Annotated in this window: 10 protein-coding genes and 4 pseudogenes; 9 read left to right on the top strand and 5 right to left on the bottom strand. The window is 35.9% G+C overall.

Features of this window, described 5'->3' with window-relative positions:
- Nucleotides 1–381: 381 nt before the first annotated feature.
- Nucleotides 382–999, bottom strand: a complete 618-nt coding sequence (locus tag ACFQRG_RS01270) for a tetratricopeptide repeat protein (protein WP_380962830.1) — start codon at nt 997–999, stop codon at nt 382–384.
- Between the two features lie 1,116 nt (nt 1,000–2,115).
- Between ACFQRG_RS01270 and ACFQRG_RS01275 the strand changes: the two genes are divergently transcribed.
- Nucleotides 2,116–3,558 (top strand): DHA2 family efflux MFS transporter permease subunit, encoded by a 1,443-nt coding sequence (locus ACFQRG_RS01275; RefSeq protein WP_380962832.1) that lies wholly within the window; start codon nt 2,116–2,118, stop codon nt 3,556–3,558.
- Between the two features lie 463 nt (nt 3,559–4,021).
- Nucleotides 4,022–4,372: pseudogene (locus ACFQRG_RS01280) on the top strand (DinB family protein); the annotation flags it as partial.
- Between the two features lie 298 nt (nt 4,373–4,670).
- On the opposite strand, the pseudogene ACFQRG_RS01285 reads toward ACFQRG_RS01280, so the two are convergent.
- The 3 genes and pseudogenes from ACFQRG_RS01285 to ACFQRG_RS01295 all read right to left on the bottom strand — a co-directional run.
- Nucleotides 4,671–4,895 (bottom strand): annotated as a pseudogene (locus ACFQRG_RS01285) (ester cyclase); the annotation flags it as partial.
- Entirely contained in the window at nt 4,874–5,011 is a 138-nt protein-coding gene (locus ACFQRG_RS01290; RefSeq protein ID WP_380962834.1) for a hypothetical protein, read from the bottom strand. The gene ACFQRG_RS01290 and the pseudogene ACFQRG_RS01285, both read right to left, overlap by 22 nt.
- 50 nt (nt 5,012–5,061) lie before the next feature.
- Nucleotides 5,062–5,823, bottom strand: coding sequence for an MBL fold metallo-hydrolase (locus ACFQRG_RS01295; RefSeq protein WP_380962836.1), 762 nt, complete (start codon nt 5,821–5,823; stop codon nt 5,062–5,064).
- 129 nt (nt 5,824–5,952) lie between these two features.
- Between ACFQRG_RS01295 and ACFQRG_RS01300 the strand changes: the two genes are divergently transcribed.
- From ACFQRG_RS01300 to ACFQRG_RS01330, 7 genes and pseudogenes are all read left to right on the top strand, one after another.
- Nucleotides 5,953–6,363: an Lrp/AsnC family transcriptional regulator gene (locus ACFQRG_RS01300; protein WP_380962838.1), complete on the top strand. Its 411-nt coding sequence runs from the start codon at nt 5,953–5,955 to the stop codon at nt 6,361–6,363.
- Between the two features lie 498 nt (nt 6,364–6,861).
- Nucleotides 6,862–7,720, top strand: a pseudogene (gene licT, locus ACFQRG_RS01305) (BglG family transcription antiterminator LicT).
- 507 nt (nt 7,721–8,227) lie between these two features.
- Complete coding sequence (locus ACFQRG_RS01310; protein ID WP_380962840.1) at nt 8,228–10,189, top strand: beta-glucoside-specific PTS transporter subunit IIABC; 1,962 nt, start codon at nt 8,228–8,230, stop codon at nt 10,187–10,189.
- 59 nt (nt 10,190–10,248) lie between these two features.
- Nucleotides 10,249–11,648, top strand: a pseudogene (locus ACFQRG_RS01315) (glycoside hydrolase family 1 protein).
- Nucleotides 11,645–12,274: a cytidylate kinase-like family protein gene (locus ACFQRG_RS01320; RefSeq protein WP_380962842.1), complete on the top strand. Its 630-nt coding sequence runs from the start codon at nt 11,645–11,647 to the stop codon at nt 12,272–12,274. The pseudogene ACFQRG_RS01315 and the gene ACFQRG_RS01320 overlap by 4 nt, the downstream one beginning before the upstream one ends.
- A gap of 41 nt (nt 12,275–12,315) precedes the next feature.
- Nucleotides 12,316–12,705 (top strand): YidH family protein, encoded by a 390-nt coding sequence (locus ACFQRG_RS01325; RefSeq protein WP_380962844.1) that lies wholly within the window; start codon nt 12,316–12,318, stop codon nt 12,703–12,705.
- Nucleotides 12,706–12,737: 32 nt separating this feature from the next.
- Nucleotides 12,738–13,004, top strand: coding sequence for a phosphocarrier protein HPr (locus tag ACFQRG_RS01330; protein ID WP_380962846.1), 267 nt, complete (start codon nt 12,738–12,740; stop codon nt 13,002–13,004).
- 144 nt (nt 13,005–13,148) lie between these two features.
- On the opposite strand, the gene ACFQRG_RS01335 is transcribed toward ACFQRG_RS01330, so the two are convergent.
- A complete protein-coding gene (locus tag ACFQRG_RS01335; protein ID WP_380962848.1) occupies nt 13,149–13,535 on the bottom strand; it encodes an arginase family protein in 387 nt (128 codons plus the stop codon).
- Between the last annotated feature and the right edge of the window lie 30 nt (nt 13,536–13,565).

The raw sequence follows: 13,565 nt of genomic DNA on the forward strand, positions 1-13,565 counted from the left end.
TGTAAAATCTTGATCATCATGCTTGGGACTATTCCTAATTACAAATTTGCCTGCCTTGATGCAAAGATTCAAGAAATTTTTATAAGGAAAAGGAGTAAAAGTTTGCTCTATATGGGGGCAGGCAGATTTTCGCGGAAACAATACGCTAAGCCAATTTATGGATGGAAAAGAGTTGATTTTTCTTACTCTAAGGGTTAACTAGTCTTGAAAACGCAGGTTATTGAAACAAAAAATAAATTAATTAAATTCAAATAATATATAGCAAAAAAACGTCTCAAATTCAAAATCTCAATATAAATAGCCTTTTTAAGTTTTGAAATATCCTTAACGTAAATTTTCCGCATTTTTTAGCTGGAGCGCCAACAAGTAACAACGACCGCTTTAAAAACCTCTGATTAAATATTTCCCCCATTCTCTCATAGCAGTCGGATTGCCGGTCTCTGCTGCTTTTTTTAACCAAATTTCTCCTTCCTCCACATTTTTATCAAGGCCGTCTCCTTTTAGCAGTCGAACACCTAATATCCTCATGGCAACTGGCTCTTGTAATTGTGCAGCTTTACGAAGCCATTGTTCTCCCTCTTGTCGATTTTGTTTTAAACCCATTCCCTCCAGTAACCGATATCCAAGGACTCTCATTGCAATTGCATCTTGACGTTCCGCCGTTTCCCTCAGCCATTTTTCCCCTTCGACCGAATCTTGGGTGAGTCCGTCACCATCGAGCAAACGAATGGCAAGATCCAACATGGCCCATAGATCACCGCAATTCGCCGATTGACGTAACCATTTTTCCCCTTCTTTCAAATTTTGCTCCACGCCTTTACCGGTCAATAGAATATAAGCCATTTCATTCATTGCCCCTGTATCTCCGGCATCAATAGCCATTCGCAACCATTTCAGTCCTTCTTTTACTTTGGATTTTTCCTTTTCTTCAAGAAAATCAATGACCTTAACGTCATGTTCTGAAGATGGGGATTCGTTGTTATTGTTATCTAGATTCAATTCGAGTCCTCCTTTTTAATGACAATCTACCATCCTTTGAAAAGGATGGTCAGGCGCTAAGCCCCTGCTATCGAAATACAGTGAAAAAGACGGTAAGAATGGCACGGATTTTACACCAAGTCACTTGTCCATCTATTGGAGTAAAATACGGTAAAATCAGTCCTAATGGCGCTTTTATTATAGCATGATTAGGAAAATAAATGTTTACTTAATCAAACAATGATACAACAAATACAAGTGTTATAACTATATTAACAAGTGAATACAAGTTTAATTCGGATCATGTAACTTCCTATTAGATATAAACCTTTTTTAATGTTTCTTCATATTCTATATTCAGCTTATTTTGCAAAAGATTCAAGTCCAGTAGATTGGACTGAACATCCGGCATCAAAAGAGGAACTTCTTAAACTTTTAAAAGAACAACCGGCATAGGTTCGTACGGCATGTAAAGGGAAATTAGATCAAAAATTAGACAAACCATTTAGGGGACTTGAAACACTCGGAGAATTGTTGTTATTCAGCAGTTTTCATGATGGACTGCATACCGGTGTTATTAATGTACAAAGCAAAATAGTAAGCACAAATAAATAATGTCAATTTTGAAAACTGAAGAGCACCTGCTCTTCAGTTTTTTTAACTACTTTTAATAATCTTGAATTACAGATACCCCCTTTAGGGTATTCAGCAGAAAAACGCAGGTTCACAACAATGAGGGATCATGATACAAAAAACAGCAGGTTTACACCAATACCAAGTGTGTAACTAACTGTTGACTTGTTGATAAAAAAGTTTGTTACTACTAAATAAATCGCTAGTAAAGAAATTTCTTCTTTCGCTGGCTTTTTAAAATCATTTACATACAATAGGGGGGTATGGTAAAATCACATTAGTAAGAAGATGTTGTACTAATTCCATAATGAAAAGAGGCGCGCATAATGGAGACTTCTTACTATCGAATACATCTATTGTTGAGTCAAAATTTTTAATTACAAATACATGTGTTCACTATATATCAGCAAAAATTCATCTTGTCTTTGACGGAAGTTACATGTTTGTTCTGCATTGCTAAAATGAATCAAAAATTGATCCGTAAAAATTGGAGGAGATAGAATCATGTCAACATATTCACAGTCAATTGCGCAGCCAGATCCGAAGCGCTGGAAAGCACTTGCTTTATTATGCTTTGCAAATTTCCTTGTTATGATGGATGCTGCTATCATTCAAATTGCTCTACCATCTATCAAGGAAGCGCTTGGTTATAGTCAAGAAGACTTACAATGGGTAATGAGTGCCTTTCTTATTTTCTTTGGAGGACTATTACTATTAGGAGGAAGGTTAGCCGATCTTTTCGGAAATCGACGTATATTTAATTTGGGTGTAATTATTATAACTGTAGCATCACTCTTCGCAGGGTTAGCTTGGAGCGAAATGAGTCTAAACATATCTCGGGCAGTTCAAGGAATTGGGGCTGCTTTAATAGCTCCGGCTGCACTTTCTATGATAATGCTCCTGTTTGCTTCCAATAGCAAAGAAATGGGTAAAGCACTCGCTTTCTGGGGGCTTTCGGGAGCAGCAGGTGGAGCCTTAGGTATCGTTTTTGGTGGTGTTCTTACAGACTTACTAAGTTGGCGCTGGACATTATTGATCTATGTTCCACTGGGGGCTTTCGTTTTAATCTTGTCTCCGTTGCTTTTACAAAAAAGAGTACGTAAAACAACTGGTCGTGTCGATTATACAGGTGCCATTTTAGTTACTGTTTCTCTCATGTTAATTGTTTATGGAATTGTGACAGCAGAGCATAGTAGTTGGCAGTCACTCAATACAATGTTGCCATTGGTTATTGGGGTCGTATTGTTTATTGTATTTATTTTCTTACAGTCCAAGGTAAAAGAACCACTTGTGCCACTTAATATTTTTAAGACGCCTAACCTGTCCATAGGTAACGTTTCCGTTTTCCTAATTGCAGCATCATGGTTTCCAATGGTTTATATTCTTGTTTTATACTTGCAGCAGGTCTTAAAGCTTTCTCCATTTGCAGGTGCAATGGCATTACTTCCAATGCCTATATTTATGGCGATTTTCATGATATTTATAGCGGAAAAAGTAATGGATAAATTCGGAATAAAAAAAACCATGGTTGCTGGATTTATCTTACTTGGGGGTGGAGCCGTTTTATTTTCACAAACTGCTTCAGTAGATGGAAACTATTGGACTAATGTGTTGCTGGCTTCGTTAATAGCAGCCCTTGGTAACGCGCTTGCTTATTTACCTGCTACAACAGCATCCGTTTCAGAAGTCGAATCGGAAAAATCAGGTCTTGCATCAGGGTTATACAATACGAATTACCAAATTGGATCAGCAATTGGTCTTGCCATAATGGTTGCCATTGCAGCATCGACAGCGAACTCCAGTACCGCAGAAAACTCAGTTTTCGCACTGAACAAGGGATTTCAGCAAGCATTCTTCTGGTCCGGCATAGTAGCATTTGCAGGTGCCTTATTGGCGCTTCTGTTTATCCACTCACAGAAGCAAGGAGAATCGAACGATTCAAAGTGATGTCATCACATCTTTATGTTAACTAATGCAAAAAAGAGGTAATCCAAAACACTAAATAACCCATTCCTCTTGAACATTTTACAAAATAGTTTTCTAGTTGAATAACACTTAGGAAACCCAACTTTATAAAACTAAAGTAATATGCAGCTAATATCATTGAAAACTAGCATAAATATAGTACACATACTATGGTAGGGTATTTTATAAAATTTAACTTAAGGTGGTATCTGTTAACGATAAACTCTGAACTTGAGTCTTTCATTCAGGACTTGGACCAAATTGTTCATGAGGGAGGGGGCGAAGATACCCTGACTGGTAAGGTCGCGGCGCGTATGCGACAGTTATTGCAGGCAGTCAATGTTCGCCCTCCTTAGTACCGGCAACCAAATCCCAAATATGCCCTGTATTCAGTGCACGTAGCCGAGGATGAAAGTTTTTTCGTCACGGCGGGGGCTTTAGAAACAACATACGTTGGAATGCAGGCCATATTTTAACTATCCAGGACTTGTTAGCCAACGGTTTTCGCTCGTATTCTGAAAATCTTTCTGATAAATATTTGGCTTATTTTGCAAAGGATACAAGTCCATCTGATTGGACTGAACAGCCGCCATCAAAAGAAGAACTTCTTAAACTTTTAAAGGAACAGCCAGCTTGGGTTCGTACGGCATGTGAAGGGAAATTAGGTCAAAAATTAGACAAACCATTTAGGGGACTTGAAACACTCGGTGAATTGTTGTTATTTAGTAGTTTTCATGATGGACTGCTTACCGGTGTTATTAATGTACAAAGCAAAATAGTAAGCGTAGAGGAATAATGTCAATTTTTAAAAACTGAAGAGAACCTCCTCTTCAGTTTTTTTAACTATTTTTAATCATCTTGAATTACAGGTACCCTTTAGGGGTATTTACCAAAAAACGTAGGTTCACAACGGGATAGCGTCAGGAAAATTAGGATACGAACTCAATATAAATGTTGGATTCATAGTCCTAGACTAATAAAAAGAACCTTAAAGAGTCTCTTGGTGTAATATTACACAGTTTTATCCTATAAAGAAGCAACTGGCGAAGAATGTCATTCACATCAACATGTGATCTTTTCTCAATGATCTTGTCCTAAGCAATTCGTAACAGCATCATAAGAGAGAATTTAACGGTTTTTCTCATTGCGGGAACACCATGGAATGGGATACCTGTATACGCACCTTCAAATATGAAGTAAACTGCTACTTGATCACCCTCAGCCATTATGGCTTTAATCGGCATTTTGAAGCATGGAAAAGCACCAAAGTTTATCTTTTCTGATTTTATAAAACCTCCTACACCAGGAAACGGCTTATCAACTTGCGGATAAAATACAAAGTCTTTATGGCAGAAATCGTTAAGTGCCTCATGTTTTCTTGTTCAATCGTTTCATAAAAACGACGAACCAATTCTTTATTAGCCTTAACTGACATGGTTATCCCTCTTTAATTTAAAATTAGCTGCATTTTAGTCCGTTTTTTATCTAAAATTTGTAAGATTCACCGTCGTCTGGTACTAACACATTAGATGCGATTCCTTTTTCATTAATAAAGCTCTTTAATTCTTCTCTGGACAAAGCCCAATGGTTTACAGCTTCCATGTGTACAGCAATAATTTTTGCGTTAGGAGCAGCTTTATAGACTTCATAGACATCATCTTTCCCCATGACAAGAGAACCGCCCTCAAAGAATTGATTATCTCCAGCATTTACCACAATGATTTCTGGTTTATGTGTGTCGATGACTTCTTGAACTGCTTTATACCACACCGTATCTCCAGCAACATATAATGTTTTCTCTGTTGGATGTTTGAAGACAATACCACATACTAGACCAGCATGATTTAGGATTTCGCCTCTTCCATGCTCACCTTTTGTTTTAATTAATTGGATACCTTCAAAGATTGTATCCTCTTGTAAAACCTCTACATTTTGGAAATTTGCGTTTCGAATTTCTGTCGCATCTCCTTCATTTTGGGAAAATATTTTGATCTCTTTTGGTAATACTTCTTTAGCAGCATCATCCCAATGATCATAATGCAGATGAGTAACGATGACTGCATCAATATTTTGAATAATATTGTCAATGGGTGTTGGCAAGCTTACCAAAGGATTATTTTGATCTTGTCTTGGTGCATTTGGGAAAGGTGGGTAAGACCCTTTTTCTGCTAACATTGGATCGATTAAAAACTTTTTCCCCGCGTATTCAACGACTATTGTTGCATTACGAATTTGGTGTATATTCATATTCATTAGCTCCTTTTTTTGAGAATTTTCTTTGAACAATGTATATTCTAAAGTATGACCCATTGATAAATACATAGATTAAATAAAGTCTTTTGTCTGTTTGACTTTATTAATGAAAGGAGTAAATAAATGTTAGATAATACCGACATGCGTATCTTAGATGAACTATCCAAGAACAGTCGGCTCACGATGAAAGAATTAGGTGAGAAAGTCCATTTGACTGGGCCAGCTGTTTCAGCTAGAGTGGCGAAATTAGAGGATCAAGGAGTGATTGAAGGTTATTCAATTAAAGTTAATCGAGTTAAATTGGGGTGTTTTATACATGCTTTTATTACAATCATTACGCAAAGCATTTATCATCAGCCTTATTTGTCGTTCATAAAAAAACAAGAACAACACATAATCAATAACTATAAAATTAGTGGAGACGGTTGTTATCTTCTTGAATGCCAATTTCCTTCTAATGAAATATTGAATGATTTTTTGAAAGCCTTAAACGAGTATGCAAACTATAAATTATCGATTGTTATTGGGAAATAATGTATTATTAAAAAGTGTGATCTTTGTAAATAAATACACTTCAACGGGTGCGTTACTTAAAGAAAAATTAGCTAAGTGGTATTTGTTTCTCTTTTTTATTATTTCATTATTTTCAAAGAAAGGGGGGTTGCCAACGACAATACTACGGTAATTGACTGCTCGGACTACGTGGATATGTTGCGCAATATCATAATTTGGACAGGCAATACCGTCAACTATGGGTAATTATGGTGTGTCTAAAACAACTAATCATCATTATCAAGAACAACCGTGTATGAATATCATTTTCTCCATATAAGTAAGTTCTTGACAAGGATAAAGTAATGTAGTAAATATAAAAGTAACCATTTACATTTTAATAATTGGATTGTTACTGTTCGGCAGGCAAAACCTAAGTTTGCGAAAGAATAACGGAAGCGTTATTCTTTATGCAAGGTTAGGTTTTTTGTGTTACAGAATAGATTGGGATGAAAGAATTGCGAAAAAGGGGGGGCGTAGATGAAAATAAAGAAGGTATTAAACAATAATGTCGTCGTTACAATGAATAAACGAAAACAAGAAACTGTTGTTATGGGCAGGGGGCTTGCTTTTAAAAAAAAAGGTTGGAGATTCCATTGATACATCAAAAGTTGAAAAGACATTTGTATTGGAAGACCACGGAATCTCAGATAAACTGGCGAGCCTTTTGAAAGAAACCTCTGAACAGTACTTGGACATTTCATATAAAATATTGGAATACGCAAGATCCCAACTTCCTTATAAATTAGACGACTATTTGTATGTTGCACTCACTGATCATTTGAGTTTTGCGATAAGTAGATATAAGCAGGGGATTCAGTTGAAAAATGCTCTTTTATGGGAAATTCGGAAATTCTACAAACAGGAATATCAAATTGCATTAAAGGCTTTAGATATTATAGAGAATGATACAGGGGTTCAATTGGCTGAAGATGAGGCGGCTTCGATTACCTTACATTTGGTTAACAGCCAGATTTCTGGCGAAAATATGCCTGCAGTCGTTCAGGTGACGAAAATGGTCAATGACATTATAACTATTGTAAAATACCATTATCAGATGGAAATTGATGAGGGCTCCATAAACTATGAACGTTTTTTGACTCATTTACGTTTTTTCGCACTTAGGCTGATTCGAAAGGAAAGAACCAAAGATAGTTCGGATGACTTTATGCTTGAACAGGTTAAACAAAAATACAGAAAGGCGTATCATTGCAGTGAAAAGATATCGAACTATGTAAAGGAAAAGTATAACTGGATAGTTTCTGATGATGAGAAAGTGTATCTCACTTTGCATCTGCAACGCGTTACACAACGCCAAGAGTTAAATAATTGTACTTAAAAAAATTTGCTAATAGTACAAAGTTTCAATCCTATTAGAGCTTTTAAAAAATTACAAGGAAAGCGTTGACATTTTGAAAAGATCTTGATATATTATTTTTATAAAATAACTATTCTAATCAGGAATGTTACCAACAGGGCATAACCTGAACTGATAGGGACACAATATCTTGTGTGTTTCTACATCAGTTCAGGTTTTTTATTTCCCAAAAAGTATGCATCCGAAAAAAACTCCCTAACAGTTGGTGACTTTGATGAAAGGAGAAGATAGTTTTCTGTATCAACATAAACGGAGAAAATACAGACAAGTATTAGGAGTAAAAAAAGCTAAATATATGAGCTGGGATTGTTACTGTTTAATCAGGCAAAACCTAAATTGACTATATTTGTACGATAATTTTATCTGTACTAAAAGTCAGTTTAGGTTTTTTATTTTGATCTTAAAGGGGAATTTCTAGATAGGCTATACTAAGCTGGTAGAAAATATTAAAGCGGGAGGAGGAAAAATATGAACTTCAAAAATCTAGCCGCAACGATTTTAGAAAAAGTCGGTGGTCAAGAAAATGTTTCATCGGTTACACATTGTGCAACACGTTTGCGTTTTAATTTAAAAGATGATCAAAAAGCAGATACTGATTCAATTAAAAACACTAAAGGTGTTGTTGGAGTTGTCAACAAAGGCGGACAATATCAAGTCATTATTGGAACTGATGTCTCCGATGTATATAACCAGCTTGTCGAATTAGGGAATCTCAGTGATGCAAGCAGCAATAATTCAAATGAAGATGATGAAAAAAGTGCAATTGCAAAAGTATTAGATACCATTGCCGGTATGTTTACTCCGATTGTCCCAGTACTGGCCGGTGCCGGTATGTTAAAAGCATTAGTGACACTATTAATTACCTTTAAATTGATAACACCCCAATCACAAAATTTTCAAATATTAAATTTTATGGGTGATGCAGGATTTTATTTCTTGCCAATCCTTCTTGCATCTACAGCGGCTAAGAAATTTAAGGTAAACCAATATTTAGCGATGGTCATTGGTGGCATTCTATTGCACCCAACGTTTATTTCAATGGTGACCACAGCAAAACAAACTGGAAAAGGTATAGATTTTATGGGACTCCCAGTTGGTCTTGCTACTTATTCAACAACTGTTATTCCGATTATTTTAGCGATTTGGTTTATGTCTTACGTTGAACCATTTGCTAATAGAATTATTCCGAAGACCATTCGTATCTTTGGAGTGCCATTATTAACAATACTAATTGTTGCTCCGGTAACATTGATTGTTATCGGACCTCTTGGAAACTATTTAGGCATTGGACTAGGAGTGATTTTTACTTTCCTAGACTCACATGTAAGCTGGCTTGTTCCGACATTAGTCGGTGCGTTTACTCCATTATTAGTTATGACAGGTATGCATTACGGGCTGATTCCAATCGGTATTAATATGCTTGCTACAAAAGGTTATGATACAGTTGCGGGGCCAGGAATGATGGTTTCAAATATTGCCCAAGGTGGTGCAGCGTTGGCTGTTGCCTTTCGCACAAAGAATGCAAGTATTAAAACGTTAGCCTCTTCTACAGGTATCACAGCTATTTTAGGTATAACAGAACCTGCATTGTATGGTATTAACTTACGATACAAAAGGCCGTTAATCGCTTCGATAATTGGCGGTGGTGCTGCGGGTTTGTTTATTGGAATTATGGGTGTTCGTAGATTCGCTCAAGTATCTCCAAGCATCGAGTCACTTCCTGCTTATATTGGTCCACACGGATTCTTTGTTTTAATTAATGCAGTAATTGGTTGTGTCTTGGCATTTGTCATTTCATTTGTAGTTTCATTTATTCTTGGCATTAAAGAAGAACCAGTTGAAAAAGCTGAAAAAGATAAAACAGATAATACAGAAACAATAAAAGAACCAGTTGAAAAAGCTGAAAAAGATAAAACAGATAATACAGAAACAATAAAAGAAGTTGTTGAAAATAATGTTGAGAATGATGTGATCTATTCCCCTCTTAAAGGGAAATCAGTTGAACTTAAAGAGGTAAGTGATGCTGTATTTGCAGAAGGAATTTTGGGGAGAGGTATAGCAATTATTCCTGAAGAGGGGAAAATATATGCACCAGTTGATGGAACCGTAACAGCCTTATTTAATACTAATCATGCGATTGGGATTACAGGTGAAAATGGCTCAGAAATTCTTATTCATGTTGGAATTGATACAGTTAAATTGGGTGGCCGTTATTATGCGCCAAAGGTGACAAAAGACCAAATAGTTAAGAAAGGGGACTTATTATTAGAATTTGATATTGAGGGAATTAAAGCGGAAGGTTATGACATCATTACACCATTTATTGTGACAAATTCAGAAGATTATTTAGATGTCTCAGGTATTACTGGAAAATTTGTAGAAGTTGGAGAGTCTTTACTTAAATTGGAAAAACTTAAATTAGCAAACTAACGATGGGGTTAGTTGCTTTAATAAGCAACTAATCTATAAATAGAAAGGAAGATTAAAGAATGGGTTTTCCAAAGCACTTTTTATGGGGTGGTGCAACTGCTGCCAATCAATGTGAAGGGGCATATTTAAGTGATGAAAAAGGATTAAGCACTGCAGATGTGATGACAGTAGGGGCTCATGGTATTCCAAGAGAAATTACAGATGGTGTAGTTCAAGGAAAGTATTACCCTAGCCATACTGCTATTGATCATTATTATCGTTTTAAGGAAGACATAGCCTTGTTTGCAAAAATGGGATTTAAATGTTATCGCATGTCCATTGCTTGGTCAAGGATCTTTCCAAATGGAGATGAAGAGGAACCTAATGAAAAAGGATTAAAGCATTATGATGTAGTCTTTGATACATGCCTACAATATGGTATAGAGCCTTAGTAACAATATCTCATTTTGAAACACCACTAGGATTACAAAAATATGGTTCATGGGAAAACCGTAAAATTGTCGATTTTTATTTACGTTTTTGCAAAACGATTTTTAATAGATACAAAGGAAAAGTTAAGTATTGGCTTACATTTAATGAAATTAACGTCATGTCAACAAAGCCATGGATGGCTGGCGGGATAAATTCTGGTGATGATCAAACAATAATGACTGCGGCCTACCATCAATTTCTAGCTAGTGCTAAAGCTGTACAAATGGCTCATGAAATTAATCCGAAAAACAAAGTTGGAATGATGTATTGTGGACATGTTGCTTATCCAAATAGCAGTGACCCGGAAGATATGCAAGCAACTGCTGATTTTATGCATAAAATGTTATTTTATAGTGATGTTCAATGTCGTGGTTATTATCCAGCCTATAAATTAAAAGAATTTGAGCGTGAAGGAATCGTTTTACCTATTCAAGACGGTGATTTAGAAGAATTAAAGAGAGGAAAAGTTGACTTCTTATCGTTTAGTTTTTATATGACTCATGTGGTTGGAAAGAAAACAAATTTAAAATTCATAGGACTTAATGGTGTTAAAACAGGTTACAAAAATCCTCACTTGCAAATGAGTGATTGGGGATGGGCCATTGATCCAAAGGGTCTTCGTTATTTATTGAATCTCTTATATGACCGTTATCAAATCCCTCTCATGATTGTGGAAAATGGGTTGGGCGCTGTTGATGAAGTTGAAAAGGATGGAAGAATACATGATACGTACCGCATTGATTATTTAAGGGAACATATTAAAGAAATGAAGAACGCAATTGATATTGACGGGGTTCCTGTGTTGGGTTATACAATGTGGAGTCCAATTGATATCATTTCTGCAAGTACCGGTGAAATGAAAAAAAGATATGGCTTTATTTATGTTGACGTTGATGATAATGGAAATGGTACATTTAAACGAATGAAAAAAGATTCCTTCTATTGGTATAAAAAGGTTATTGAATCAAATGGGGAAGATTTAGATTGATAGGTGATGGTATGATGACAAAAAGGTATATAGTATTGACTAGTGAATTTGGCAGCGGTGCAAGGTTGTTAGGAAAATGTCTTTCAGAAGAATTGGGATTAAAATTTTATGGTGAGGATGATTTGTTAATCAAAGCAGCAAGGGATTCAGATATCGATGAAAAGGTGCTAAGAGATTATGATGAAAAATTAGGAAGTATCGTATTTGATGAATCTTCACAACTTAATGGAAACGTATTAGATTTAGACGCTGATCTGCCGTTTAAGATTTTTAAAGCATACTCCTCAGCTATTTTTAAGACAGTCAAGGAAGGCCCTTGTATCCTTATGGAGAGAGGTGCAGATATAGTACTGAGAGGAAAAGTGGATTTTTTAAATGTCTATTGTTATACATCAGATATGAACAAGAAAATAGAACGCTGCATGCGGGTTAGTGGAATTGCTGAAAAAGATGCACCAAAGTTTATTGCCGGCCAAGTTATGCAAAGAAAGTTTTACTATAAATCATTTTCAAACATTGAGCGTGGAAAGATGAGTGAATATGATTTATGCATTAACACCGATACGTTTGACACCGATGCGTTATCGATGGAAAAATGTACCGAAATCATAAAATCATCTTTGTAATAGGTAACTAGGCCTACTAAAAGGAGATTTAACTATCTATTATGGAAGTTTTAAAAAAAGGCAAAGGACAACCGGAAGAAAGTGTAAAATGTGCACAGCAACATTTAGCAAATGAAAGAACTTATTTGGCATGGATTCGGACTGCTATATCTATTATAGGTGTTGGCTTTTTAACAACTTCTTTACACTTTACGATTAAAATCAGTTCGATTCCTACCATTAATATTTTGGCGATACTTCTTGGAATAATTGCTTGTGTTGTTGGGTTTATAATTGGTGTCTTGTCTACTATTCAATACACGAGGAAAAGAAGGGAAATCCAGGAAGGACTTTTTATTCCGTCTAACCATTCTATACTATTTGTTTCTATTTTATTTTCACTTCTAGTTTTTTTGATATTTATGTATCTTTCTTTCCTATTATTTAAATAATAAGCTAATTGACAAGTAAGGGAGTAATTATAATGACTGAAAAAACATTTACAGTAACTAGCGATTCTGGTATTCATGCAAGACCTGCAACAGCTTTAGTTAATAAAGCTAGCCAATTTGGTTCAGACATAACGATAGATTACAACGGCAAACAAGCTAATTTAAAATCCATTATGGGCGTTATGGCTTTAGGCATTCAAAAAGGCGCTAAAGTTAAAATTACTGCTGAAGGCTCCGATGCAGACGAAGCGCTTAAAGCCATTGAAGATATTTTTAAATCTGAAGGGCTTGGAGAATAAAGTCTGAAAAAATAAAAGGAATAGTGGTCTCTTCTGGAATCGCTATAGAGTGACACCGAAACAGTTTTGCAATCGTAACAATCTGTAGATGATTCTAAAACAAGAGGTCCCCCGCATCGGGGAACCTCTTGTTGCAGTAGAAAATTAGAGAGACCAGTTGTACGGTGCTTTATCTGTTTTGTTGATGTTACCAAATAATGGAATACGCTGCGACATATTTTGTAAGTGATAAGCATCCCATGGAAAATGTTCTGTTATTCCCAAGCCGACAACATCATGCGCTTTTGTGACATCTTGGAGAACACGTATAATTGTTTCCATGCTGGATGCTTTCGGCGCTTTTTTGAGCATCTCTTCATACGTATCCGGATTGGCTGCTAATAGAGAGCGAAACTCTCTAAGATCAAGGACGTCTAAATCAAAATGAATAAATACTTTTGAAGGATTTAAATTCTCTAACCAACTTAGTACCGATGAACTGTCTTTTACTAATTCTTCCGGCGTCACGGCACTTAAGTGAAACTGGTTCATGACTTTCTCTTCTTCGGCAGACCATTCATT

The sequence above is a fragment of the Scopulibacillus cellulosilyticus genome (assembly GCF_042665295.1).
GTDB lineage: Bacteria > Bacillota > Bacilli > Bacillales > Sporolactobacillaceae > Scopulibacillus_A > Scopulibacillus_A cellulosilyticus.

Bases quoted from the DNA above. Each gene is read 5' to 3' on its own strand.
- ACFQRG_RS01325 (WP_380962844.1), top strand. From the start codon at position 12,316: ATGGAAGTTTTAAAAAAAGGCAAAGGACAACCGGAAGAAAGTGTAAAA.
- ACFQRG_RS01335 (WP_380962848.1), bottom strand. From the start codon at position 13,535: ATGAACCAGTTTCACTTAAGTGCCGTGACGCCGGAAGAATTAGTAAAA.
- ACFQRG_RS01290 (WP_380962834.1), bottom strand. From the start codon at position 5,011: ATGTCAGTTAAGGCTAATAAAGAATTGGTTCGTCGTTTTTATGAAACG.
- ACFQRG_RS01300 (WP_380962838.1), top strand. From the start codon at position 5,953: ATGTTAGATAATACCGACATGCGTATCTTAGATGAACTATCCAAGAAC.
- ACFQRG_RS01295 (WP_380962836.1), bottom strand. From the start codon at position 5,823: ATGAATATACACCAAATTCGTAATGCAACAATAGTCGTTGAATACGCG.
- ACFQRG_RS01275 (WP_380962832.1), top strand. From the start codon at position 2,116: ATGTCAACATATTCACAGTCAATTGCGCAGCCAGATCCGAAGCGCTGG.
- ACFQRG_RS01330 (WP_380962846.1), top strand. From the start codon at position 12,738: ATGACTGAAAAAACATTTACAGTAACTAGCGATTCTGGTATTCATGCA.
- ACFQRG_RS01310 (WP_380962840.1), top strand. From the start codon at position 8,228: ATGAACTTCAAAAATCTAGCCGCAACGATTTTAGAAAAAGTCGGTGGT.